Origin of the sequence: Streptomyces sp. NPDC007863, from assembly GCF_040633895.1 — a bacterium.
Lineage (GTDB): Bacteria > Actinomycetota > Actinomycetes > Streptomycetales > Streptomycetaceae > Streptomyces.
Genome location: NZ_JBEYEI010000020.1, coordinates 63,980 through 86,285, shown reverse-complemented (window position 1 = coordinate 86,285; position 22,306 = coordinate 63,980). Strand labels below are relative to the sequence as shown.

Here is a 22,306-nt window from a genome sequence, read left to right as displayed (position 1 = left end):
TACGGAGGTTCGTCGCGTCATGCCCGTTCAGGTGACGGTGATCGGGTGACGGACGACGGCGTCGAAGAGGTAGCCCTGGGTGTTGTGGACGGCGGTGCCGGGCTGGACGTTCCCGGCGGCGTCGGTGGTGCGGGAGAGGAGGGTGGCGGGCCCGGCGGCCGTGGGCCGCCAGGGCAGCGACCAGCGGACCCAGGCGCCGCGCCGGGGGCCGTCGTGGAGGCGTGCGGGACGCCAGGTGCCGCCGCCGTCGGTGGAGACCTCGACGGAGCGGACGGGCGCGTGCGCGGACCAGGCGCGGCCGGTGAGCCGGTGGACCCTGCCCGCCTCCAGGGTGGCGCCGAAGGGCAGCTGGAAGCCGGACTTGAGGGTCTGGCGGGTGATCGGGGCGCTGCCGCCGGCCGGGTGCGGCTCCCCGAAGAGGCGGTACCAGTCCGTGGACCAGGGGCTGGCGAGCGGGCGGGTCGCGACCTCGATGTCGCCGAGCCACTTGATGGAGGCGATGCCGACCCAGTGCGGCACGACGAGCCGGACGGGGTGGCCGTGGTCGTACGGGAGCGGCTCGCCGTTCATCTCGTACGCGAGGATCACGTCGTCCAGCGCCTTGGCGACCGGCAGCGGGCGGCGGACCCGGCCGTGGTCGGTGCCGCCGGAGACGTACGGGTCGTCCAGGCCGCGCGGCAGCAGGTCGACGGCGTCGGGGGCGAGTCCGGCGCGGTGCAGCACCTCGGCGAGGCGGACGCCGCGCCAGCGGGCGGCTCCGACGGCTCCCAGCGTCCAGGCGGTGCCGGAGACGGGCTGCCCCTGCTGGGTGGCGTAGAGGCTGCGGCCGTTTCCGGCGCATTCGACGAGGGCCGTCCGGGTGACGGAGGGCAGGTCACGGAGCTGTCCGTAGGTGAAGTGGACGGGGGCGCGGCCGTGGAGTCCGTCGCCCCAGAGGGTGAGCCGCCAGTCGGCGGCGTCGAGGACCGGGGTGGAGGTGTGGTTCCGGACGAAGAAGCGGTCGGCGGGGGTGAGGAACCCGGTGTCGGCGAAGGCGTCGAACCGGGCCTCGGCGTTGGTGCCGCGCACCGTGAAGTACGCCTCGGGCAGGGCCTTGACGATCCCGGGCGCGGCGGAGGCCGCGGGCGCGGCGGAGGCCGCGGGCGCGGCGGAGGCCGCGGGCGCGGCGGAGGCCGCGGGCGCGGCGGCGGCCGCGGGCGCGGCGGAGGCCGCGGGCGCGGCGGCGGCCGCGGGCGCGGCGGAGGCCGCGGGCGCGGCGGCGGCCGCGGGCGCGGCGGCGGCCGCGGGCGCGGCGGCGGCCGAGGTGGGGGCGGCGCCGAGGGCGACGGCGGCGGCCGGGGTGGCGGCGAGGGCCTTCAGGAGTGTTCGGCGGGCGGGCGCGGACGGGTGCGGCACGGGACTCCTCGGCACGGTCGCGGGACGGTCCGCCGGACGGCGGCGGGCCGATCGTAGGCGCGTGCGGGGCGCCCGGGCCGGGGCGACGGGGGTCTGTTCACGAGGCTGTCACGAGAACGGCCGAAAAGGGCGCGGCGGCGGCCCGGTTTCCCCCACGGTCCGGGCCGCCCCGCGCGGTACGCGCCCCCGTTGCGCGTCCCCCCGCACCGAACGATATAGAAGTCGTTTCTAGAAACCAACTTCAATCCGTCCGCTTTCCGTCACGACCTGGCGAGACGTCGTCCGAACTCCCCTCCTCCCGGCGAGCGTTCACCACTCCCCTCCCCGCCGATAGAGTCCACATGTCAAGACGACGGTCTCACCATTCGGCGATCGGCCGTACGGTGGACCCACCACCCACACCGAGGGAGTCGGTTCCATGACGCAGCAGCCCGTCGTCTACACCCACGGCCACCACGAGTCGGTCCTCCGTTCCCACACCTGGCGCACGGCCGCCAACTCGGCCGCCTACCTGCTGGGCGAACTGCGCCCGGGGCTCGACCTGCTGGACGTCGGCTGCGGTCCCGGCACGATCACCGCCGACCTGGCCGCGCTGGTCGCCCCGGGGCGGGTGACCGCCGTGGACACCTCCGAGGAGGTCCTGGCGAAGGCGCGCGCGACGGCCGCCGAACGGGGCCTGGAGAACGTGGAGTTCGCGGTGGCGGACGTCCTGGCCCTGGACTTCCCCGACGACTCCTTCGACGTCGTCCACGCCCACCAGGTGCTCCAGCACGTGGGCGACCCGGTGGGGGCGCTGCGCGAGATGCGCCGCGTCTGCCGGCCCGGCGGGATCGTCGCGGCCCGCGACAGCGACTACGGCGCCTTCGCCTGGTATCCCGAACGGCCCGTCCTGGACGGCTGGCTGGAGCTCTACCACCGGGTGGCGCGCGCCAACGGCGGCGAACCGGACGCCGGGCGGCGGCTGTTCGCCTGGGCCCGGAGCGCCGGACTCGCCGACGTCACCGTCACGACGACCGCCTGGACCTTCGCCACGCCCGAGGAGCGCGCCTGGTGGAGCGGCCTGTGGGCGGACCGCACCACCGCCTCCTCCTACGCGGACCTGGCGGTCGGGGGCGGCCACGCCACCCGGGCCGAGCTGGCCGGGATCGCCGCGGCCTGGCGCGAGTGGGGCGCCCGGGAGGACGCCTCCTTCATGGTGCCGCACGGCGAGATCCTCTGCCGCGTCTCCTGAACCGGGACCCCGGTCGCGGGCGGCGGCCGTTTTATCGGCGCGCGCCCGCGCCCGCCCCCGACCTAGGGTGGAGGGTCGTCCGCCGTCGGGGCGGGCGCGGGAGCACCACGGGAGTACGAGAGATGGGCACGCCACACACCTACCGGGTCATCGTGCGGGGCACCTTCGACGGGCTGACGCCGGAGAGCCGGGAGCGGCTGCTCGCCGGGGTGGAGGAGCACGGCCTGGCCTCGATGCGGTTCACCGAGGAGGGCTCGCTCACCTACGACCGGGCGCTGAAGCACTTCTCGTACCGGCTGGTGGTCGTGTCGGACGCCGAGGACGGCGACGAGATGGCCGGGGCGCTCGCCGAGGAGCGGGTGGAGGCCGCGCTGGCCGCGCTCGGCCACGGCCACCAGGGGCTGAAGTCCACGGTGACCGACCTCGACACGATGAAGATCAACCGCAAGGGTCGGTGATCGCCCAGCGCTCGTGGTCCCGCCAGGCGCCGTCGATGAACAGCATGGCGGGCGAGAAGCCCTCCAGGCGGAAGCCGGCCCGGCGGACCAGGGCGCGCGAAGGGGCGTTGCCCGGCTGGATGTTGGCCTCCAGGCGGTGCAGTCCCATCGGCCCGAAGGCGTGGGCCAGGAGGAGGCCGAGGGCCTCCCCCATCAGGCCGCGCCCGGCGGCGTGCGCGAAGGCGCCGTAGCCGAGGGCGCCGCTGCGGAAGGCGCCGCGGACGATGTTGTTGACGGTGAGGAAGCCGGCGATGCGGCCCTCCTCGCCGTGCTCGCAGACGAGGAAGCCGGCCCGGGCGGGCTCCGCGATCAGGGCGCCCGCGTAGGCGGCGTAGTGCTCGGCCGTCCGGGGCGGGAACAGCCACGGCCGGTGGAGCTCGACGCTCTCCTCGGCGCGGGCGGTGAACTCCTCGGCGTCGCCGAGGGTGAACGGCCGCAGACCCACGCGGGGTCCGGCCGTGAGGAACCGGTCGGGTTCATCGGGCATGCGCCCAGGCTAGCCCGGGTCCGCGGACCGGCCTCCGGAGCCCCGCGCCCGCTCTGACCCGCGCCCGCTCCGACCCGCGCCCGCTCAGCGGCGGGCCGTCGTCACGCGGACCGGGCAGGGCTCGCCCTTGCGGAGGACGCCGATGACGACCGTGGTGCGGCGGTCGAGGCCCGTCCCGGCGGAGGGGTACTGGGTGCAGACCCGCCAGCGCGGGGGCCACAGGACCCGTCGGTCCCGGCCGCTCGCGTCGTGGACGTCGAGCCGGGTGCGGTGGTCCAGGCGGGTGAAGACCCGCCACAGGCCGCCGCCCCGGAAGTCCGGCATCGGCGGCCACGCGCCGGCCGCCGCCCGCCGGGCCCGCCGCGTGTCGGCGTCCCCCGCCGCCCCGGCCGCCACGGCGGCGAGGGCCAGCGCCGCGCCCGCCCCGATCAGGGCGCCGCGCTTCACCGGCTCCTCCTCGGGCCCCTCCGGGCCGCGTACCAGCCGCAGGCCGCGCCGAGCAGCGCGGTCGCGAGGAGCGCGAGGTAGAGCGGCATCGTCACCTCGGGGACGAGCAGCCGGATCTTGACGTCGCCGGTGTTCTCGAAGATGAAGACGAGCAGGAGGACCGCGACGACCGCCATCCCGATCCGTCCGGGGGTGAGGGCGCCGAACCTGTCACCCCTCCCCGTGCCCGCCGTGTCCTTGGGACTCATGCCCGCCGCCTCCTCCGTCGTCCGTCACGGGCGTACCCGTGGGACCAGAATGGGGGGACCGGCACGTCGAGGGGGCGGTGGACGACGCCGTCCGGGTGACTTGTCAGACAACCAGGACCGTTACGGTGGTGGGGACCGGGCGCGGGACGAAACGGCAGGAGGAGGGGCCTTGGCGGCCAGCGGGCACCGGCGGCGACCTGTGGTGGCGCTCTACGAGCGGATCGCGGACGCCGTCCACGACGGCACCTATCCGCCCGGCTCCACCCTCCCCTCCGAGCCGAAGCTCGCCGCCGAGCTCGGCGTGAGCCGGCCCGCGCTGCGCGAGGCGCTGCTGCTGCTCCAGGAGGACGGCCTGCTGACCGTGCGCCGGGGCGTGGGCCGGACCGTGAACGCGCGGCCGCCGCGCCGGGGCTTCGAGCAGGTCCAGCCGCTGGAGGAGCTGATCGGGGGCGGCACCGGGCCGCGCGTGCGGGCCCTGCTGCGCACGGTGGAGGAGCCCACCGACTTCACCACCCAGCACCTGCTCGCCCCGGCCCGCGCCGAACTGCGGTTCTGGGAGTCGGTGCTCGGCGGCGAGGCCGGACCGGCGGCGCTCTGCCACGAGTGGGCGGCCGCCGACGAGGTCCTGGACCGCGTCCACCCGGCCTTCGCCGCCGCCCTGCGGACGTGCGCTTCCACGCCGGCGGACCCCGCCGTGTCGATGCTGTCGGTCCTGCTCGGCGCCTCCCGCGAGGTCGCGCTGCACGCCCACAGCGGGATCACCGCCACCCTCCTCGGGCGGCGCCGCGGCGAGCAGCTGGGCCGCCCCGCCGACACCCCGGCCGTCCTGGTCACCCAGGTCGTCCGGGTCGGGGACACCCCGGTCCTGGCCGCCAAGCACATGCTGCCCACCGGCGCGCCCGCCCTCCCGGTCCTCCAGTCCCACTGAGCCCCGCCGCGCCCCGGGCCGGCGGGCCCGGCCGGTCGCGGGACGCCCGCCCTCGGAGCCGTACGGAATCGTCCTCGCGCATCCGTGCCCGCGCCGGGCGGGTCATGACGTACACTTCCCGGCCATGCACTTGTCTGACAACCCTGCCACGCCTGCCCGGGCCGCCGTCTCCGACTGGATCCGCCGCGCCCCGAAGGCCGTCCTCCACGACCACCTCGACGGCGGGCTCCGCCCTGCCACCATCGTCGAGCTGGCCAGGGAGTGCGGCTACACCGCGCTGCCGACCGAGGACCCGGCCGAGCTCGCGGTCTGGTTCCGGGACGCCGCCGACTCCGGCTCGCTGGAGCGCTACCTGGAGACCTTCGCCCACACCTGCGCGGTCATGCAGACCCGCGAGGCGCTGGCCAGGATCGCCGCCGAGTGCGCCGAGGACCTGGCGGCGGACGGGGTCGTCTACGCCGAGGTGCGGTACGCCCCCGAGCAGCACCTGGAGGCCGGCCTCACCCTCGACGAGGTCGTCGAGGCCGTCAACGACGGCTTCCGCGAGGGCGAGCGCAGGACCGGCGGCCGGATCACCGTCCGCGCCCTGCTCACCGGCATGCGGCACACCGACCGCTCCCTGGAGATCGCCGAGCTGACCGTCGCCCACCGCGACAACGGCGTCGCCGGCTTCGACATCGCCGGCGGCGAGATCGGCAATCCCCCCGCCCGCCACCTGGCCGCCTTCCAGCACCTGAAGCGGGAGAACTGCCACTTCACCATCCACGCCGGCGAGGCCGTCGGCGCGGAGTCGATCCACGAGGCCGTGCAGGTCTGCGGCACCGAGCGGATCGGCCACGGCGTGCGGATCACCGACGACATCGCCGAGGACGGCACGCTCGGCCGGCTCGCCGCCTACGTCCGCGACAACCGGATCGCCCTGGAGGTCTGCCCGACCTCCAACCTCCAGACCGGCGCGGCCAAGGACTACGGCTCGCACCCGATCGACGAGCTGCGCCGGCTCGGGTTCAGGATCACCCTGAACACCGACAACCGGCTGGTCTCCGGCACCACCATGAGCGAGGAGTTCCAGCACATGGCGGACGCCTTCGGGTACGGCCCCGAGGTCTTCGAGGAGTTCACGGTCGCCGCCCTGGAGGCCGCGTTCCTGCCGCTGCCCGAGCGCGAGCGCCTGATCGAGGAGCTCGTGCGTCCGGGGTACGCCGCGCTCTGACGGACCGGCCGCGGGAAGGGAGGGCGGCGGGCGCCGCCCTCCCCGATGGAAGAATGGCGGCCATGACAGCTGCTGAGGAGTTCAGGCCCGAGTCGGAGCGGATCACGCGCACCCTGCGCGACCAGATCATCGACGGGACCCGGGCCCCCGGCAGCCGGCTGGTCGAGCGGGAGATCGCGGCCGAGCTGGACGTGAGCCGGCTGCCGGTCCGCGACGCCCTGCGGGACCTGGTCAACGAGGGGCTCGTGACGCCCCGGCCGCGGACCTGGGCGGTGGTCCGCGAGTTCACCGCCTCCGACATCGCCGACCTCGTCGAGGTGCGGTCCGCCCTGGAGATCCTCGCCTTCCGGCTCGCCGCCCAGCGCCGCACCCGCGCGGGCCTCGCCAAGCTGCGCGCCGTCCTCGACGCCGAGCAGGCGGCGGCGGCGCGCGGCGACGGCGCGGAGGCGCGGCGCGCGGCGGCGGACTTCCACGAGACGGTCACCGAGCTCGCCGACAACGCCCTGCTCAACGAGTTGGAGGGCACCCTGCGCAGCCGGATGCGGTGGCTGCTCGGGCAGCACGACGAGTTCGCCGTCGTGGCCGAGGAGCACGAGGAGCTGTTCCGCGGGATCGAGGCGCGGGACGTCGAGCGCGTCGAGGAGCTGGCGCTGCGCCACCTGGAGACGAGCCAGAGCAAGGCGGCGGACCACCAGCGGAGGCTGGCGGCGGAGTAGCCGCCTCCCGGCTGCCCCCTCCCGCACAGGACGGCCGTCAGAGCAGGGCGGGTACGTCGAAGGCGAGCGTGCCCGCGTCGGCGTCGAGGACGGCCGGGACGCCCAGCGGCACGGTCGGCGCGGCGGGGTCGTGGCCGAAGCCCAGCCCTTCCACGACCGGCACGCCCAGGCCGCCGAGCCGGTCGGCGAGGAGCGCCCGCACCTCCTCGTAGGGACCGCACTCCTCCCAGGAGCCGAGGGCGATCCCGGCGACGCCGTCGAGCCAGCCGGAGCGCAGCAGCTGGGTGAGGATCCGGTCGAGGCGGTACGGCTCCTCCCCGACGTCCTCCAGGAGGAGCAGCCCGCCGCGGGCGGAGGGTCTGGCGTGCGGGGTGCCGAGGTCGGCGGCGAGCAGGCTGACGCAGCCGCCGAGGGTGACGCCGGCGGCCCGGCCGGGCACCAGCGTGGTCCCCGTCGCCGGGGTCCGTACCGTCTCGGGCGCGAAGAGGGTGGCGCGCAGCGACTCCCGGGTGCGCGGATCGCCGAGGAAGGCGGCGGTCGCGATCATCGGGCCGTGCAGGGTGGCGAACCCGGCGCGGACGGCGAAGGCCTCGTGCAGGACGGTGACGTCGCTGTAGCCGACGAAGGGCTTGGGGCCGGCCGCGCGGATGGCCTGCCAGTCCACCAGGTCCACCATCCGCTGGGCGCCGTAGCCGCCGCGCGCGCAGATGACGGCCGCGACGGACGGGTCGGTGTACGCCTCCGTGAGGTCGCGGGCCCGGGCCCGGTCGGCGCCCGCGAGGTGGCCGAGCGTCGGATGGGCGTCGAGGACGTGCGGGGCGACGACCGGTTCGAGCTCCCAGCCGCGCAGCAGGTCGAGGCCGGTGCGGAGCCGGTCCTCGGGGATCGGGCCGCTGGGGGCGACGACGGCGATCCGGTCGCCGGGTCGCAGCCGGCCGGCCCGCGCGAGCGCGGGGACCGGTGCGGAGGCGGGTGCGGGGGCCGTCATGTGCGCAGCTCCAGGGCCGGCACGTCCGGCCGCTCGAAGCCGAAGGCCTTTGCGTAGAGGGCGAGTTCGGCCTCCAGGGCGCGGATCATCGTGTCGGCTTTCCGGAAGCCGTGGCCTTCGCCGGGGAAGGCGAGGTAGGCGTGCGGGACGCCCCGGCCGGCGACTCGGGCGAGGAGCCGCTCGGCCTGGGCGGGCGGGCAGATGACGTCGTCGAGGCCCTGGAGGAGGAGGAAGGGCGCGGTGATCCGGTCGACGTGTGTGATCGGCGAGCGCTCGGCGTACAGCTCGGGCACCTCGTCCACGGGTCCGACGAGCCCGTCGAGGTAGCGGGACTCGAAGTCGTGGGTCTCGTCGACGAAGCCCGTGAGGTCCAGGACGGGGTAGATGATCGTGCCGCAGGCGTAGACGTCGGTGCGGACGAGGGAGGCGGCGCTGGTCCAGCCGCCGGCGCTGCCGCCGCGGATCGCGAGCCGCGCCGGGTCGGCGGTGCCCTCGGCGGCGAGGGCGGCGGCGACGGCGGCGCAGTCCTCGACGTCGACGACGCCCCACGCGCCGCGCAGCCGCTCGCGGTAGGCGCGGCCGTATCCGGTGGAGCCGCCGTAGTTGACGTCGGCGACGCCGATGCCGCGGGAGGTGAAGTAGGCGATCTCCAGGTCGAGGACGAGCGCGGAGTGCCCGGTGGGGCCGCCGTGGGCGCGGATGACGTAGGGCGGGAGCTCGCCGGCGGGGCCGGTGGTGGCGGGGTTGCGCGGCGGGTGGACGTGCGCGTGGATGTCGCGGCCGCCGGGTCCGGTGAAGGTGCGGGTGACGGGCCGGGGGTAGTGGGCGGGGTCGACCCGGTCGGTGTGCGGGGAGCCGACGACCCGGGTGCGCCCGGTGCGGGTGTCGAGTTCGACGATCTCGTGGCGGCGGTGGGCCGCGGCGGCGACGCCGAGGACGCGGGTGCCGTGGACGGCGAGGGTGGCGCTCCAGGCCGTCCAGGGCCCGGGGGCGTCGACGAGGGTGCCGGTGTCGGGGTCGAGGATGCCGAGGACGGCGTCGCCCCGGCCGTGGAGGACGGCGACGGGCCCGGTCTCCAGGGCCTTGAACCAGGTGAGGCCGGTCTGCCAGAGCGGTCCGGCGAACTCCTCCTCGCGGGGGCAGAGGGCGGTGACCGGTCCGAGGGTGCCGTCGGCGCCGACCTCGGCCCGGTAGAGGTTCCACCAGCCGGTGCGGTCACTGGCGAGGAGCAGCCGGCCGGCCGCGTCCCAGTCGGCCTGCGGCACCGACTCCTCCGGTCCGCCGGCGACGGTCCTGGCGTCCTTGAGGGTGCCGTCGGCGGTGATCTCGGCGAGGACCGCCTCGGTGCCGTCCCACGGCATCCGGGGGTGGTCCCAGCCGAGCCAGACGGCCCGCCGTCCGTCGGGCGAGATCCGGGGTCCGGTGACGAACCGGTGGCGCCCGTCGGAGAGTTCGCGGACGGCGGCCCGGTCGTCGGCGGCGGAGCCGTCGAGCGGGATTGCGGCGAGGACCCGGCGGACGTCGGTGGGCGCGGGGCCGGTGAACTCCTCCAGGACGCACCAGACCTCGCCGCGCTCGGGCAGGACCACCGGGTCGGTCCAGCGCAGCCCGCCGCCGAGCCCGGAGACGGGGGTGAGCGGCCGGGGCTCCGCGCCCGGCCGGGCGTCGGGCTCGTAGGCGTACAGCCGCTGGTCGGGGAAGTGGCCGAAGACCACGAGGGGCCCGCCGGCGGGCCGTTCGACGGCGGCCCAGGGGCAGCCGCCGTATTCGAGGACGCGGTTGCGGACGTTCCACGGCGCGGGCAGCAGGGTCTCCTCGGTGCCGTCGGCGCGCCGACGGACGAGGGTCCGGCGACCGCCTTCGGTGGGCCGGGGCGCGGTCCACCACACCTCGTCGCCGACGGCGGCCAGATGATTGGGCCGTCCGTCGTCGGCCGCCGCGAGCGCGGCGGTGACGGGTGACGGCCAGCTGCCGTAGGCGGCCGTGTTCTGCATCCTCGCATCCCCCCAGGGTGCCGGTTCGGTCGCACGGGGACGTCGGTGTCCCCGTGCGGTTCTCGGAGTGTTACGCGGTCTTCAGGTAGTGGTCGAGCACCCGCACGCCGAAGTGCAGGGCGTCGACGGGGACGCGTTCGTCCACGCCGTGGAAGAGCGCGCCGTAGTCCAGGCCCGGGGGCAGCTTCAGCGGCGAGAAGCCGTAGCCGGTGATGCCGAGCCGGGAGAACTGCTTGGCGTCGGTGCCGCCGGACATGGTGAAGGGCAAGGCGTGCCCGTCCGGGTCGAAGCGCTCGACGGCCGCCCGCAGCTTGGCGAAGGTCGGGGAGTCGACGGGTGCTTCGAGGGGCACCTCGCGGTGGTGGAACTCCCACGCGACGTCCGGCCCGGTGAGCAGGTCCATGGTGGCCGCGAACTCGTCCTCGGTGCCGGGCAGCATCCGCCCGTCGACGTAGGCGACGGCCTGGCCCGGGATGACGTTGCACTTGTACCCGGCCTGGAGCATCGTCGGGTTGGCGCTGTTGCGGACGGTGGCCTCGACGAGGGCGGCGGCCGGTCCCAGCTTGTCGAGCAGGAGCGGCACGTCGAGCTCGGGGGCGCCCGTGTCGACCTCGATGCCGTGCAGCGCGGCCAGTTCGGTGAGGGCGGCGCGGACGGTGGCGGTGAGCCGCACGGGCCAGGTGTGGGCGCCGATGCGGGCGACGGCGGCGGCGAGGCGGGTGACCGCGTTCGCCTCGTTGACCTTGGAGCCGTGGCCGGCCCGGCCGTGGGCGGTGAGCCTGAGCCAGGCGGTGCCGCGCTCCCCGGCCCCGATGGGGTACAGGGTCATGCCGGGGTGCGGGTGGAAGCTGAAGGCGCCGGATTCGCTGATGCCCTCGGTACAGCCCTCGAAGAGCGCGGCGTGCCGGTCGGCCAGGAAGCCGGAGCCGTCGTCGGCGCTGTCCTCCTCGTCGGCGGTGTAGGCGAGGACGATGTCGCGGCGCGGCCGGATGCCCTGGCGGGCCCAGGAACGGGCGACGGCGAGGACCATCGCGTCCATGTTCTTCATGTCGACGGCGCCGCGCCCCCAGACGACGCCGTCGCGGACCTCCCCGGAGAAGGGGTGGACGGTCCACTCGGCCGGGTCGGCGGGCACGACGTCGAGGTGGCCGTGGACGAGGAGCGCGGGCGCGGTGGGGTCGGTGCCGGGGATGCGGGCGACCACGTTGGTCCGGCCGGGGGTGCGCTCCAGGAGGGTCGGTTCGATCCCGGCGTCGGCGAGCCGTTCGGCGACGTACTCGGCGGCGGGGCGCTCGCGGCAGTCGCCGCCGCCGCGGTTGGTGGTGTCGACCCGGATCAGGTCGGAGGTGAAGGCGACGACCTCGTCGAACGCCTTCGCGTCGGGGCCCGGGAGGGACTCCGCGCTGCCGGGGGACGTGCTTGAGGGGGACGTGCCCGAGGGGGACGTGCTGCTAGCCATACTGCTCCTCCACGGCGGCCGAGACGATCGTCGTGACCGCCTTGAACGTGCGGATCGCCTCGTACATCGTCGCGCTGGTGTAGGCGACGCGCCGCTCACCGCTGCGCGCCACGCCGGGAACCACCGTGGCGGCGGCGCCCAGGTGCTCCGCGTCGAACTCCATCTGGACGGTGTGCGGCCCGGCGTGCACGGGCTCGTGACGGACGGCCAGGGCGGCGGCCTCCCGGGCGGCGGCCCGGATGTCGGCGGCGGTGCGGGCCGGCGTCCGGCACACGGCCGCGTACCGCGAGACGTGGTCCTTGACGGCGACCTTGAGCGCCTCGGGGGCGTAGTCGAGGGCGTCCTCGCAGGTCAGGTCGTCGCCGGTGACGAGGACGACGGGGACGCCGTACTCGGCCACCACATGCGCGTTGAGCACGCCCTCGCTCGCCCGGAGGCCGTTCAGCCAGACGCCGGTGATCGAATTGGCGAGGTAGGTGTGGGCGAGGACGCCCTCGGCGCCCGCGCCGGTGTGGTACCCGACGAACGCGATGCCGTCGACGTCCCCGTGCTGGACGCCCTCGACCATCGACAGCGCCTTGTGGCGGCCGGTGAGCATCTGGACGCGCTCGTCGAGCCGCTCCAGGAGCAGGTTCCGCATCGTCCAGTGCGCCTCGTTCACCAGCACCTCGTCGGCGCCGCCGTCGAAGAAGCCGAGCGCCGCCGCGTTCACGTCCGAGGTGAACATGGGGCGGCAGCGCTCCCACTGGGGCGTGCCGGGCAGCACGTCGGCCGGCCAGGTGACGCCGGTGGCGCCCTCCATGTCGGCGCTGATGAGGATCTTCATGACTGGCACCGTACGCTCCGCCCGGCGGCCGTACCACCCCTGTGGATAACCGTCGTTGGAGTGGACCAATGGAGCCGCCGGAGCGGCGGTACCGGCACGTCAGGGGCGTTCGGCGAGGGTCCGCGGATCCGTCGCGTACAGGCGGCGCAGCGCCTCGGCGGCGCGGTCCGCGGGCGGTCTCCCGTCGTCGGGCAGGCGCCACAGGAACTGGCGCGGCGCGCCGGCTCCGTCCGCGGGCGGCCCGGTGAAGGTGACGACGGTGACGTCGGGGTCCTGGAAGTGCGTACTGATCCATCCCCGCCGCAGTCCCCAGCGGGTGAGGAGCTCGGGCCGGTCGCGGAGGCCCGCGGTGATCAGACGGGCGGTCCGCCGGGCCGGCCAGGTCCAGCCGTGGTCGTGCTCGGCGCGGGCGATCTCGGCGTCGTAGGCGCCGGCGTCGAAGCGGTACGCGGGGAGTTCCGGCGGCCGGCCGGGCCGTCGCCAGCCGTCCCACACCACGTGCGGGCCCTCGCGGCGGACGGTGACGTACAGGGCGCCGCAGCAGGCCTCGGCGCAGGAGGTGACGCCGAGCCGCACGGGGCGGGGCTCGGCACCGGCCCGCAGGGCGCCGGAGTCGAGGAGTTCCTCGGGGGTGTCGCCCCGCCCCTGCGGGAAGGCGAGCGGCAGGATCGGCCGCCCGTCGACCAGGATCCGGGTCTCGACGGCGGTCGGCCCGGCCGGATCGGCGACGGCGACCTCGATCCGCAGCCGGGGCGCGGGGGCCGGGCCCGCCGCGCGGAGGTGCCGGGCGGTGCGCCGGATCCAGTCGGCGCGGCGCCCCGCCTCCGCGGGTTCGCGCACGGCGTCCAGGAGCCGCGCGCGGACCGTCTCGCGCCGGCCGGGCGGCAGGTCGAGCAGGTGGGCGGCGCCGCTGTGGAGTTCCCGGGCGAGGGTGAGGAGGCGGGCCTGGTGGCCGGGGTCCGGGGGCAGCAGGTGGGCGCGCGCGGCCACCGTCCCGTAGAGGGCGAGGGCGTCGGCGTGGTCGAGGATCTCGACGCCGTGGTCTCCCTGGGTGACCGTCCGCGCGAGGAGCCGCAGGGCCTGGCCGAGGAGCGCGGTGTCCTCGGGCGCCCGGTCGAGGAGGTCCGCGAGGCCGGTGGCCTCGGCGACGCGCCGGGCCTGGTCGGGCCCCATGGTCCGGTCGTCACCGGCGAGCGCGAGGAGCCGTTCCCGTACGGCGGCGGGGTCCCCGGCGGCGACGGCCTCGACGAGCGGGCGCGGGGCGTTCACGGGCTGGTGGGTCAGCCACAGGAGGGCGGCCGCGGGCCGGTCCAGGGGGTCGAGGGCCTCGACGGCGTACGGGAAGAGGACGTCGAGCCACCCGAGGGTCCGCAGGCAGGGGACGTCCTCGGGTTCGCCGAGCCCGGTGAGCAGCCCGAGGCCGGCGGCCACGCCGTGGACGGTCGTCCCCTCGCGGACGAGCCGACGGGCCAGGGCGCGGGCGGCGACCGGGTCGGCGGGGTCGAGCGCGGCCGCGGTGGGGAAGACGAGCTGTTCGCGGACGCGGGTGGCGACGAGCGCCCGTTCGGTCTCGGCGGCGGCCCGCTCCGTGTCGGGTGCGGCGAGCCGGGCCCGGAGGAGGCGGGTGACGATCTCGCGGGCCTGCCGGTACGGGGGCGGGGCGCCCTCGCCGTACGGGGGCCGCGCAGTCCCGGGAAGCGAAAGGCCGCCCTGGGGCGGCAGGGGGCCGGGCGCGGCGTCGCGCAGGCTCCTGGCGTACGCGTACAGGGAGGGAGCGGGCGTCGGCCGCTCGTGCGGGGCGCTCACCGGGCGGGGCGGGGCTCGATTCCGTGGATCATGGGGGCACGATGCCGGTGGTCCCGCCGGGGCGCCATCCCTTTCTCCGACGATCCGAATCCGGAATCGGGCCAAATATCGCCAAGCGGTACGTATAGGCTGTCGGCCGCAGTTGTCCCGCCCGACCGACCGGAGTGTTCTCGGTGACCATCGCCCTCGATCCGTCCGACACCACCCCCGCCTCCGCCTCCACCTCCGTCTCCCCCGGGTCCGGGGCCGGCGCCGAGTCCGAGGAGAACTTCTGGGTCCCGGAGGACTCCCCCGCACCGGAGGCGTCCGAGGAGTCCGAGGAGTCCGCAGTGGAGGCGGCCATGGAGGAGGCCGTGGAGGAGGAGGCCGCCGCCGACCCCGCCGACCACGATCCGGTGGTCGTCCGGGACGCCCAGGACTTCGGGGTGTACGCGCGGACGGGCGGCTGGGCGTTCGCGCTCAAGGTGGCGCGCAGTGTGCGGCCCGGCGGCCAGGCGGCCGAGGGCACGGCGGCGCGGAAGGTGTCGGCGCGGGCGTTCGCCGCGCTCGCCGGGTGCTCGGCGGAGCGCGTGATGCGCTACTACAAGGCGTGGGACATGGCGGCGGACGACGGTCTGGTGCCGCAGTTCGAGGTCCTGGAGCCGGGCGCCGACATCGAGCTGCCGGACGCCGACGTCTGGCTGTCGTACTACACCTCCCGCAACAGCGCGTCCTCGGTGCGCGGCCAGGCGATCAGCGCGGCGGCGGAGGCAGAGGGGATCCGGCCGACGAAGGCCCTGGAGGTGGCGGAGAACCCGACGGCGCTGCGGGCCGCGATCCTCGCCGACCCGGGGACGGCGGAGGCGGCGCGCGGGGCGCTCCTCGACCGGATGAAGGAGGACCCGGCGCTCCAGACGGAGATGGCCCGGGCGATCGCCCGCACCGACGACCTGAAGAAGGCCGTGGCGAGCGAGGCGAAGGTCGCCGACCGGGTCGGCTACGTCCGGCAGATCGTGGAGAGCGGCCAGGTCAAGACCCCCGCCGGGCAGACCGTGGAGGCCCCGGCCGAGGTGCGGGCGGAGGCCGAGCGGCATCTGTCGCTGATCGACGAGCTGGACGACTCGGAGGAGGCCGGCGAGTGGGCCGGCGAGGCGTACGAGTCGGTGAAGGGGCTCGTCGCCAGGGCCGTCGAGGAGGACCCGGCGCTGCGGGTGCAGGAGCGGCGGACCCGCTTCTACAGCTCGCTCCAGAAGGCCACGAAGGTCTTCGAGGAGCTGACCCTCGACGAGGTGATGGAGGAGGAGATCTACGAGGAGGACATGCTCCAGCGCCTCGAAGCCCTCCAGGAGGCGATCGGCAGCTGCATCGCCGCCCTGCGCAAGGCCGCGCCGACCGCCCCCTGAGGCACCGGGTCGCTCAGTCCTGGTGGCCGAGCTGGAGGTCGCGTTCGGTGCGGCCGCCGCCGGCCACCTGGAGGACGGTGGCGACGGGCGGGTAGCCGGCGGCGATGACGGTGTACTCGCCCGAGGACAGGTCGACGAAGCGGAAGGTGCCGTCGGGGCCGGTGGTGAGGGTGTCGACGACGTTCCCGGCGGCGTCGAGCAGGGTCACCCGGGCGTCCTCGACGGGCCTGCCGCCGCCGGCCCTGACCGTGCCCCGCAGGACCGCCCCGCCCGCCAGCTCGATGTCCTGGCGGGTCTCGCGGGAGGACTGGACGCTGACCGGGACGGCGGCGGGCCGGAAGGCGGGGGCGCTGGCCGCGAGGGTGTACTCGCCGGCGACGAGCTCGGTGATCACGTATCCGCCCTCGCGGCCGCTGCGGGTGGAGGCGACGACCTCGCCGCGTACGTCGGTGAGGGTGACGGCGGCGTCCCGGACGGGGGTGCCGTCGGCGGTGAGGACGCTGCCCGCGAGGCGGCCGGCGCCGCCGAGGACCACGTCGAGTTCGACCGGCCGGTCGCCGACGGTCACGGAGACGGCCTGCGGCTGGTGGCCGCCCGCCGCGGCGATGAGCACGTACGAGCCGCCGCCGGGCACGCTGAGCGCGTACCGGCCGTCCTCGCCGCTCGCGCCGCGGCCGATCTGCCGGCCGCCGACGTCGATGAGGGTGAGCGCGGCGCGCGGGACGCGGCTGCCGTCGTGGTGCTGGACGGTGCCGCAGACGGGCACCCCGGTGTGGGGTGGCGGGGCGGCGGGGGCGGGGGCGGCGTGGCGGGCGTGCGGGACGGCCTGGGCGTGGCCGGTGTCGAAGGGGGCGTCGGTGGCCTCGGGGGCGGGGGTGGGGTGGGACACCAGCGGTTGCTCCTTGAGGAAGAAGGCGAGGACGAGGCCGAGCACGAGGACCGGCACGAGGTAGAGGAAGATCCGCGGCATGGCGTCCGCGTACGCCTGGACGTAGAGGTCGCGCAGGGCGGGCGGCAGCGCGTGCACGGTCTGCGGGGTGATCGCCTCGGCGGGCGGGAGGGCGGCGCCCTGGACGCCGGAGTCCCGGACCGACGCGAGCCGGTCGGCGAGGGCGGAGTCGAGGCGGGCGGCGAAGACGGTGCCGAAGATCGCGGCGCCGACGCTGCCGCCGATCTGGCGGAAGTAGTTGTGGGCGCTGGTGGCGGTGCCGAGGTCGGCGGGCCGGACGCTGTTCTGCACGGCGAGGATGAGCACCGGCATGATCAGGCCGATGCCGGTGCCGAGGACCGCCTGCCAGAGGCTGTGGGTGAGGCGCGGGGTGCCGATGTCCATGCGGGAGAGCAGGGCCATGCCGAGGACGGCGAGGGCGGAGCCGAGCACCGGGTAGATCTTGTAGCGGCCGGTGCGGCTGATGAGCTGTCCCGAGACGACGGAGGCGACGACGATCCCGCCCATGAGCGGGAGCATCAGGAGCCCGGACTCGGTGGCGGTGGCGCCCTCGACCATCTGGAGGAAGCTCGGCAGGTAACTCGCGGCGCCGAAGAGGGCGATGCCGACGACGGCGCCGACGAGGGCGGTGACGGTGAAGACGGAGTCGCGGAACAGCCGCAGCGGGATGAGGGGTTCGGGCGCGAAGTGCTCGACGACGAGGAAGAGCAGGACCGTTCCGGCGGCGCCGCAGCCCAGGGCGATGATGACCCGGTCGTCCCAGTCGTACTCCGTCCCGCCCCAACTGGTCAACAGGACCAGGCAGGTGGAGGCGGCGGCGAGGAGCAGGGTGCCGAGGACGTCGAAGCGGGCGCGGGCCTTCGGCTTGGGCAGCTTGAGGACGGCGGCGACGACGGCGAGGGTGACGAGCCCGAAGGGCACGTTGAAGTAGAAGCACCAGCGCCAGGAGACGTGGTCGGTGAAGAAGCCGCCGAGGAGCGGTCCGGCGACCGAGGCGAGGCCGAAGGCGGCGCCGATCAGGCCCATGTAGCGGCCGCGTTCGCGGGCCGGGACGATGTCGGCGATGATCGCCTGGACGCCGATCATGAGGCCGCCGGCGCCGACGCCCTGGAGGGCGCGGAAGGCGATGAGCTCGTCCATGCTGCGGGACCAGCCGGCGAGTCCCGAGCCGATGACGAAGACGACGATGGCGAAGAGGAAGACGCTCTTGCGGCCGAGGAGGTCGCCGAGCTTGCCGTAGACGGGCAGGCCGATGGTGGAGGTCAGCAGGTAGGCGGTGATCGCCCAGGACATCCGGTCCAGGCCCTGGAGTTCGCCGACGATCTTCGGCAGCGCGGTGGCGACGATCATCTGCTCCAGGGCGGCCAGGAGCAGCGCGAGCATCAGGCCGAGGAAGACGAGCCGGACGCGGCGGGGGTCGAGCGGGGTCTCGGCCGGGGCGGGCGGCGGGGGTCCGCCGGGCGGGCCGTCCTCGGGGAGCGCGGGGGCTCCCCCGGCGTCCTTCACCAGCGTGATCGCACCCACGTACGGCTCCCCTCGTCATGGCGTCGCCCCGGCGCGGCAGCGGCCTCGGCGCGAAGGCGCCCTCGGGGACGGGTCATTCTTCGCATCGGGCGCGAAGCGGGAGCAAGTCGGGCGCGGGGGACGGGAGGTGGCCGTACGGAGGCCCGCGGGGGGCGTACGGCGGGGTGCGGAGGGGTGCGTGCGGCGCTCATCAGCGCCTTTGCGGAACTCCCCGCGCCCCCGCGGCACTTCGGGCGCCGGTACGGGGGCGGCGGGGAATCCACTCGAATCGGTGAACGCCCCGGGCGTTACTTCTCGGTCTCGGCCGCGAGGTTCGCGAGGATCGCGTCGTAGATCCGGGCGAGGCCCTTGGGGGCGAAGGTCCGCTCGAAGAAGCCGCCGATGCCGCCGGCGCCGTTCCAGACGGAGCTGACGACGGCGCGGGACGTGCCCTCGCCGGCCGGGGTCACGGTCCAGGTGGTGACCATGGAGGAGTTGCGGTCCTTCTCGACGAGCTGCCCGTCGGTGGGCTCGCTGACCTCCAGGAGGCAGTCGCGGACGCGCTTGCTGGTGGCCTGGAGCTTCCAGTGGACGAGGGTGCCCTCGCCGTCGCCGCCCTCGCGCACCTCGTACTCGCTGAACTGCTCGGGCAGCAGCTTCGCGCGCGCGCCGCTGTAGTCGGCCAGCGTGTCGAACACGGTCTCCGCGTCCGCCGCGATGATCCGTTCCGTCGTGGCCTCGACCTGCGCCATCGCCATTCCTCCAGCTCATGGTTCTCGGGGGTGTTTCCGGGGTGTGGGCCAAGCGAACCACGAGCCCCGTGGGGGGCGAAATCCGGGTTGCGACGATCAAGAGAACAGTTGTTCTATTCTGGTCGCCACGAGAGTCGAACGTGCGAACGAAATCGATCGAGGAGGGCGTCCATGCGCTGGGACCATCTGGGCGACACCCCGTCCGCGCCCGCCGACACCGCCCTGTTCGGCGCGGACGCGGTCACCACCCGGACCTTCGACACGCCCGAGTTCCGCGGCATCACCTTCCACGAGGTCCGGGCCCGGTCCATCCTCAACCGCGTCCCCGGCGCCTCCCGGATGCCCTTCGAGTGGACCGTGAACCCGTACCGCGGCTGCACGCACGCGTGCGTCTACTGTTTTGCCCGGAAGACCCACGGCTACCTGGACCTCGACACCGGCATCGGCTTCGACTCCCAGATCGTGGTGAAGGTCAACGCCCCCGAGCTGCTCACCCGACAGCTCGCCTCCCGCCGCTGGCAGGGCGCCCACATCGCCATGGGCACCAACGTCGACTGCTACCAGCGGGCCGAGGGCCGCTACCGCCTGATGCCCGGCATCCTCACGGCGCTGCGCGACCGGGCCAACCCCTTCTCCCTCCTCACCAAGGGCACCCTGATCCTGCGCGACCTGGAGCTGCTCACCCAGGCCGCCGAGGTCACCGAGGTCGGCGTCTCCGTCTCGGTCGGCTTCACCGACGAGGAGCTGTGGCGCACGATCGAGCCCGGCACCCCCGCGCCGCACCGCCGCCTCGACGTGGTCCGCACCCTCGGCGAGCACGGCATCGGCTGCGGGGTCCTCATGGCCCCCGTCGTCCCCTTCCTCGGCGACTCCCCCGAGCAGCTGCGCGCCACCGTCCGCGCGATCGCCGAGGCCGGCGCGGTCTCCGTCACCCCGCTCGTCCTCCACCTGCGGCCCGGCGCCCGCGAGTGGTTCATGAGCTGGCTCGCCCACCACCCCCCCCACCTGGTCGCCCGGTACGAGCGGATGTACGCCGGCGGGGCCTACGCGCCGACCTGGTACCAGCGCCGGATCACCCGTCAGGTCCACGAGCTGGCCGCCGAGTTCGGCATCGGACCGGCCCATCGGGGCGCCCCGCGCCCGATCCCGCGCCCCTCCCCCGAACCGTCCCAGGGCCCGGAGCAGCTCACCCTCCTCTGAGCCCGCCGACACGCCGTGAGGTCACCTGACACGCCGTCGGCGCACCCTCCGTTCGGGTCGTTCCACGGCACAACAGGTCGTGTCCCGCGCCCCGCGGGGCACTCCAGGCTCCATGACCACCCGCGCAGGAATGCTGATCGCCGCTGGGGCACTGGTCGCCGGGACGGTCACCGTCCTGCCCGCGTCCGCCGCGGGCACCGGTGAACCGGTCCCCCGCCCCCTCCCCCCGCTCGCCTGGACCGACTGCGGCACCAAGGCGTACCCGAAGCTCCAGTGCGGCACCCTCAAGGTGCCGCTCGACCACGACGACCCGGCCGGCCGGAGCATCACGCTCGCGCTGACCCGGATCCCGCACACCGCGAAGACCTCCCAGGGCCCGCTCCTGGTCAACCCCGGCGGCCCGGGCGGCAGCGGCCGCGGCATGGCCGGCTACGTCGCCGCCTCGCTGCCCGCGAAGGTCGCCGCCCAGTACGACGTCATCGGCTTCGACCCGCGCGGCGTCGGCGAGAGCGAGCCCGCGCTCGACTGCCGGCCCGGCCACTTCGACCCGGTGCGCCCCGACTCGGTGCCGCGCGGCACGGAGGCCGAGCGGACCGCCCTGGAGCGCGCCCAGGCCTTCGCCGCCGCCTGCGGCAAGAAGCACGCCGACGTGCTCCCGCACATCGACACCGTCTCCACCGCCCGTGACCTCGACCTGATCCGCGCGGCGCTCGGCGCCGAACGGATCACCTACCTCGGCTACTCGTACGGCACCTACCTGGGAGCGGTCTACGCCCGGCTGTACCCGGAGCGGGTGCGGCGGATGGCGCTGGACTCCGTGGTCAACCCCAACGGCGTCTGGTACGAGGACAACATCGCGCAGGACTACGCCTTCGACACCCGCCACAAGGACCTCATGGCCTGGGTGGCGAAGCACGACGAGGCGTACGGGCTCGGCAAGGATCCGGCGGCGGTCGAGGCCGCCTGGTACCGGATGCGCGAGGAGCTGCGCGACGCGCCGGCCGGCGGCAAGGTCGGCCCGGGCGAGCTGGAGGACACCTTCCTCCCCGGCGGCTACTACGACGGCTACTGGCCCAAGCTCGCGAGCGCCTTCTCCGCGTACGTGAACGAGCAGGACCCCGCCCCGCTCGTCGCCGCCTACGAGCGGTACGGCGAGGCCGACTCCGCCGCCGACAACGGCTACTCCGTCTACGCGGCCGTCCAGTGCCGGGACGCCGCCTGGCCCAAGGACTGGAACGTCTGGCGGAAGGACAACTGGGAGGTCCACGCCAAGGCGCCCTTCTCCACCTGGAACAACGCCTGGTACAACGCGCCGTGCGCGTTCTGGCCCGTCGAGCCGCTCACCCCGCCGGACGTCACCAACGACCGGCTGCCGCCGGTCCTCGTCCTCCAGGCCACGGACGACGCCGCCACCCCGTACGAGGGCGGGCTCGCCCTGCACCGGATGCTGCACGGCTCCAGCCTGGTCGTCGAGCAGGGCGGCGGGAACCACGGCGTGACCCTGGCCGGCAACGAGTGCCTCGACGAGCACCTGAGCACCTACCTCGCCACCGGCACCGTGCCGCGCGCCGAGGGCGGGTCCGAGGTCGACGCGGTCTGCGCCGCGCTCCCGGCCCCCGAGCCCGCGCCGGCCCCGAAGAAGGAGAAGGAGAAGGAGAAGGAGACCGGGAAGGAGACGCGGGAGCGGGCCGCGGCCGGCGACGGGACGGTCGCCGGGACCACCCTGCACGGACTGCTCGGACACGCGCGCTGACCTGTGGCTCTCGTCACTCGTGACGCCCGCGCCCCCGCGAGGGCGCGGGCGTTGTCAGTGGCGTGCGCGAGGATGGCCCGCATGACCAGCCACCTCACCCACGTGCCCGCCCCCGAGGGCCTCGCGCCCAGCGCCCAGTACAGCCACGTCGTCTGGGGGACCGGCCGGTTCGTCGCGATATCCGGGCAGCTGGCGCTGGACGGCGAGGGGGCCCTGGTGGGCGCGGGGGATCCCGCCGCCCAGGCCCGGCAGGTCTTCGCGAACGTGGAGCGCTGCCTGGCCGCCGCCGGCGCGGGCTTCGGGGACGTGGTGAAGCTGACGTACTTCCTCACCGACGTGGCCCACCTCCCGGCCGTGCGGGAGGCCCGGGACGCCGCCTTCGCCGGGCTGCCGCTGCCCGCGAGCTCGGCGGTGCAGGTGGGCGCGCTGGTGCGGCCCGAGCTGCTGATGGAGGTCGAGGCCTTCGCCCTGGTGCCGGAGGAGCGCCCCGAGGAGGATCGGCCGGAGCTGCGGCTCGTCCGCTGACGCGGGC

General features: G+C 75.2%; 20 protein-coding genes. 9 read left to right on the top strand and 11 right to left on the bottom strand.

Going from position 1 to position 22,306, the window contains the following annotated elements; all coding sequences use genetic code 11:
* Positions 1 to 27 precede the first annotated feature (27 nt).
* Complete coding sequence (locus ABZ621_RS28515; protein WP_360609291.1) at positions 28 to 1,395, bottom strand: sulfite oxidase; 1,368 nt, start codon at positions 1,393 to 1,395, stop codon at positions 28 to 30.
* A 418-nt stretch (positions 1,396 to 1,813) separates the two neighbouring features.
* Between ABZ621_RS28515 and ABZ621_RS28510 the strand changes: the two genes are divergently transcribed.
* Together ABZ621_RS28510 and ABZ621_RS28505 are read left to right on the top strand one after the other, a co-directional pair.
* The gene (locus ABZ621_RS28510; protein WP_360609290.1) at positions 1,814 to 2,626 is read left to right on the top strand and encodes a methyltransferase domain-containing protein; all 813 of its coding nucleotides are present in this window, start codon (positions 1,814 to 1,816) and stop codon (positions 2,624 to 2,626) included.
* A gap of 122 nt (positions 2,627 to 2,748) precedes the next feature.
* Positions 2,749 to 3,084, top strand: coding sequence for a DUF6204 family protein (locus ABZ621_RS28505; protein WP_360609289.1), 336 nt, complete (start codon positions 2,749 to 2,751; stop codon positions 3,082 to 3,084).
* On the opposite strand, the gene ABZ621_RS28500 is transcribed toward ABZ621_RS28505, so the two are convergent.
* From ABZ621_RS28500 to ABZ621_RS28490, 3 genes are all read right to left on the bottom strand, one after another.
* Positions 3,065 to 3,610 carry a GNAT family protein gene (locus ABZ621_RS28500; RefSeq protein WP_360609288.1) on the bottom strand — a complete coding sequence of 182 codons (546 nt, stop codon included), beginning with the start codon at positions 3,608 to 3,610 and terminating at the stop codon, positions 3,065 to 3,067. The genes ABZ621_RS28505 and ABZ621_RS28500 overlap by 20 nt on opposite strands.
* Positions 3,611 to 3,694: 84 nt before the next feature.
* The gene (locus ABZ621_RS28495) at positions 3,695 to 4,057 is read right to left on the bottom strand and encodes a hypothetical protein (protein WP_351845251.1); all 363 of its coding nucleotides are present in this window, start codon (positions 4,055 to 4,057) and stop codon (positions 3,695 to 3,697) included.
* Complete coding sequence (locus ABZ621_RS28490; RefSeq protein ID WP_360609287.1) at positions 4,054 to 4,305, bottom strand: lipopolysaccharide assembly protein LapA domain-containing protein; 252 nt, start codon at positions 4,303 to 4,305, stop codon at positions 4,054 to 4,056. The genes ABZ621_RS28495 and ABZ621_RS28490 overlap by 4 nt, the downstream gene beginning before the upstream one ends.
* 169 nt (positions 4,306 to 4,474) lie before the next feature.
* Between ABZ621_RS28490 and ABZ621_RS28485 the strand changes: the two genes are divergently transcribed.
* The 3 genes from ABZ621_RS28485 (at position 4,475) to ABZ621_RS28475 (ending at position 7,162) form a co-directional block, all read left to right on the top strand.
* Complete coding sequence (locus ABZ621_RS28485) at positions 4,475 to 5,233, top strand: GntR family transcriptional regulator (RefSeq protein WP_360609286.1); 759 nt, start codon at positions 4,475 to 4,477, stop codon at positions 5,231 to 5,233.
* Between the two features lie 124 nt (positions 5,234 to 5,357).
* Positions 5,358 to 6,446: an adenosine deaminase gene (locus ABZ621_RS28480; RefSeq protein ID WP_360609285.1), complete on the top strand. Its 1,089-nt coding sequence runs from the start codon at positions 5,358 to 5,360 to the stop codon at positions 6,444 to 6,446.
* 62 nt (positions 6,447 to 6,508) lie between these two features.
* Entirely contained in the window at positions 6,509 to 7,162 is a 654-nt protein-coding gene (locus ABZ621_RS28475; protein WP_360609284.1) for a GntR family transcriptional regulator, read from the top strand.
* Positions 7,163 to 7,199: 37 nt separating this feature from the next.
* Here ABZ621_RS28475 and ABZ621_RS28470 read toward each other — a convergent pair whose 3' ends face one another.
* From ABZ621_RS28470 to ABZ621_RS28450, 5 genes are all read right to left on the bottom strand, one after another.
* The gene (locus tag ABZ621_RS28470; protein WP_360609283.1) at positions 7,200 to 8,150 is read right to left on the bottom strand and encodes an LD-carboxypeptidase; all 951 of its coding nucleotides are present in this window, start codon (positions 8,148 to 8,150) and stop codon (positions 7,200 to 7,202) included.
* Positions 8,147 to 10,144, bottom strand: a complete 1,998-nt coding sequence (locus tag ABZ621_RS28465) for a prolyl oligopeptidase family serine peptidase (protein ID WP_360609282.1) — start codon at positions 10,142 to 10,144, stop codon at positions 8,147 to 8,149. The genes ABZ621_RS28470 and ABZ621_RS28465 overlap by 4 nt, the downstream gene beginning before the upstream one ends.
* A 70-nt stretch (positions 10,145 to 10,214) precedes the next feature.
* The gene (locus tag ABZ621_RS28460) at positions 10,215 to 11,603 is read right to left on the bottom strand and encodes a M20/M25/M40 family metallo-hydrolase (RefSeq protein WP_360609281.1); all 1,389 of its coding nucleotides are present in this window, start codon (positions 11,601 to 11,603) and stop codon (positions 10,215 to 10,217) included.
* Positions 11,596 to 12,429 carry a M55 family metallopeptidase gene (locus tag ABZ621_RS28455; RefSeq protein ID WP_360609280.1) on the bottom strand — a complete coding sequence of 278 codons (834 nt, stop codon included), beginning with the start codon at positions 12,427 to 12,429 and terminating at the stop codon, positions 11,596 to 11,598. Before ABZ621_RS28455 ends, ABZ621_RS28460 begins: the two co-directional genes overlap by 8 nt.
* A 99-nt stretch (positions 12,430 to 12,528) precedes the next feature.
* On the bottom strand, positions 12,529 to 14,235 hold the full coding sequence (locus ABZ621_RS28450; protein WP_360609279.1) for a hypothetical protein: 1,707 nt from the start codon (positions 14,233 to 14,235) through the stop codon (positions 12,529 to 12,531).
* Positions 14,236 to 14,576: 341 nt separating this feature from the next.
* On the opposite strand from ABZ621_RS28450, the gene ABZ621_RS28445 reads away from it, so the two are divergent.
* Complete coding sequence (locus tag ABZ621_RS28445) at positions 14,577 to 15,617, top strand: hypothetical protein (protein WP_360609408.1); 1,041 nt, start codon at positions 14,577 to 14,579, stop codon at positions 15,615 to 15,617.
* Positions 15,618 to 15,630: 13 nt separating this feature from the next.
* Here ABZ621_RS28445 and ABZ621_RS28440 read toward each other — a convergent pair whose 3' ends face one another.
* Together ABZ621_RS28440 and ABZ621_RS28435 are read right to left on the bottom strand one after the other, a co-directional pair.
* Positions 15,631 to 18,090, bottom strand: a complete 2,460-nt coding sequence (locus tag ABZ621_RS28440) for an MFS transporter (RefSeq protein ID WP_360609278.1) — start codon at positions 18,088 to 18,090, stop codon at positions 15,631 to 15,633.
* A 287-nt stretch (positions 18,091 to 18,377) separates the two neighbouring features.
* Positions 18,378 to 18,821, bottom strand: a complete 444-nt coding sequence (locus ABZ621_RS28435) for an SRPBCC family protein (protein ID WP_360609277.1) — start codon at positions 18,819 to 18,821, stop codon at positions 18,378 to 18,380.
* Between the two features lie 171 nt (positions 18,822 to 18,992).
* Between ABZ621_RS28435 and ABZ621_RS28430 the strand changes: the two genes are divergently transcribed.
* The 3 genes from ABZ621_RS28430 (at position 18,993) to ABZ621_RS28420 (ending at position 22,299) form a co-directional block, all read left to right on the top strand.
* Complete coding sequence (locus ABZ621_RS28430) at positions 18,993 to 20,021, top strand: Rv2578c family radical SAM protein (protein WP_360609276.1); 1,029 nt, start codon at positions 18,993 to 18,995, stop codon at positions 20,019 to 20,021.
* Positions 20,022 to 20,133: 112 nt separating this feature from the next.
* A complete protein-coding gene (locus ABZ621_RS28425; protein WP_360609275.1) occupies positions 20,134 to 21,774 on the top strand; it encodes an alpha/beta hydrolase in 1,641 nt (546 codons plus the stop codon).
* A gap of 81 nt (positions 21,775 to 21,855) precedes the next feature.
* The gene (locus tag ABZ621_RS28420) at positions 21,856 to 22,299 is read left to right on the top strand and encodes a RidA family protein (RefSeq protein ID WP_360609274.1); all 444 of its coding nucleotides are present in this window, start codon (positions 21,856 to 21,858) and stop codon (positions 22,297 to 22,299) included.
* The last annotated feature ends 7 nt before the right edge of the window (positions 22,300 to 22,306 follow it).

Coding starts and splice junctions, on each gene's coding strand:
- ABZ621_RS28510 (WP_360609290.1), top strand. CDS start 1,814: ATGACGCAGCAGCCCGTCGTCTACACCCACGGCCACCACGAGTCGGTC.
- ABZ621_RS28505 (WP_360609289.1), top strand. CDS start 2,749: ATGGGCACGCCACACACCTACCGGGTCATCGTGCGGGGCACCTTCGAC.
- ABZ621_RS28500 (WP_360609288.1), bottom strand. CDS start 3,610: ATGCCCGATGAACCCGACCGGTTCCTCACGGCCGGACCCCGCGTGGGT.
- ABZ621_RS28490 (WP_360609287.1), bottom strand. CDS start 4,305: ATGAGTCCCAAGGACACGGCGGGCACGGGGAGGGGTGACAGGTTCGGC.
- ABZ621_RS28480 (WP_360609285.1), top strand. CDS start 5,358: ATGCACTTGTCTGACAACCCTGCCACGCCTGCCCGGGCCGCCGTCTCC.
- ABZ621_RS28475 (WP_360609284.1), top strand. CDS start 6,509: ATGACAGCTGCTGAGGAGTTCAGGCCCGAGTCGGAGCGGATCACGCGC.
- ABZ621_RS28470 (WP_360609283.1), bottom strand. CDS start 8,150: ATGACGGCCCCCGCACCCGCCTCCGCACCGGTCCCCGCGCTCGCGCGG.
- ABZ621_RS28465 (WP_360609282.1), bottom strand. CDS start 10,144: ATGCAGAACACGGCCGCCTACGGCAGCTGGCCGTCACCCGTCACCGCC.
- ABZ621_RS28460 (WP_360609281.1), bottom strand. CDS start 11,603: ATGGCTAGCAGCACGTCCCCCTCGGGCACGTCCCCCTCAAGCACGTCC.
- ABZ621_RS28455 (WP_360609280.1), bottom strand. CDS start 12,429: ATGAAGATCCTCATCAGCGCCGACATGGAGGGCGCCACCGGCGTCACC.
- ABZ621_RS28445 (WP_360609408.1), top strand. CDS start 14,577: ATGGAGGAGGCCGTGGAGGAGGAGGCCGCCGCCGACCCCGCCGACCAC.
- ABZ621_RS28435 (WP_360609277.1), bottom strand. CDS start 18,821: ATGGCGCAGGTCGAGGCCACGACGGAACGGATCATCGCGGCGGACGCG.
- ABZ621_RS28430 (WP_360609276.1), top strand. CDS start 18,993: ATGCGCTGGGACCATCTGGGCGACACCCCGTCCGCGCCCGCCGACACC.
- ABZ621_RS28425 (WP_360609275.1), top strand. CDS start 20,134: ATGACCACCCGCGCAGGAATGCTGATCGCCGCTGGGGCACTGGTCGCC.
- ABZ621_RS28420 (WP_360609274.1), top strand. CDS start 21,856: ATGACCAGCCACCTCACCCACGTGCCCGCCCCCGAGGGCCTCGCGCCC.